The following is a 588-nucleotide window of genomic DNA, read 5'->3' as shown; positions in this document are numbered from 1 at the left end:
TCTCTACCGTAGCGTTTGTCTCCTTCTTGACACTATTAACTGGACAAGCCTTCTCTGCCACACAGTATGCCCTGCTCGCGTCACTCGGTAACTTTGGCCGCACAACATTGGCTTCATTCAGTGGTGAACTGGTTGATTACCTCAATGACTGGTCGCTGTTTTTCATTATTACCGCACTCATGGTCGTACCGAGCTTGATCATGCTCTACTCTTTGAGGCATTTTTTCGCTCGATTATTAGAAGAAGCACGTCACCAAAAATAGTCATCCATTCAAAGAGAGCCAAACAGCTCTCTTTTTATCCCCCCCCACACAATATGTATGACAAATATGTTCCAACTTTCCTCAAAACTTGCAAAGTTTTAGTGTCAACTTCATAAATCCAATTCCTGTTGATAGTGCAATACAGATCACTCAATCTTGCAAAAACGTTTGCTTCGTACATCAAACATTCAATTTATCTATAAAATGGGCAGCAATCGCTAAATCAATAGATTTTTAAATACATCCAGTTGCACTACACCCTTAAAGTTCCCTCATTTAGATCATTTGTGTGATCAAAGTCACTATATTATTTTAAGTTTGCACA

The 588-nt window shown here is 39.5% G+C and carries 1 pseudogene; it reads left to right on the top strand.

The features are described from left to right. Positions 1-263, top strand: a pseudogene (locus KIV40_RS31480) (MFS transporter); the annotation flags it as partial. Positions 264-588: the final 325 nt, after the last annotated feature.

Source organism: Vibrio sp. D173a (assembly GCF_030248475.1).
This window is presented reverse-complemented; position numbering and strand designations above follow the sequence as displayed.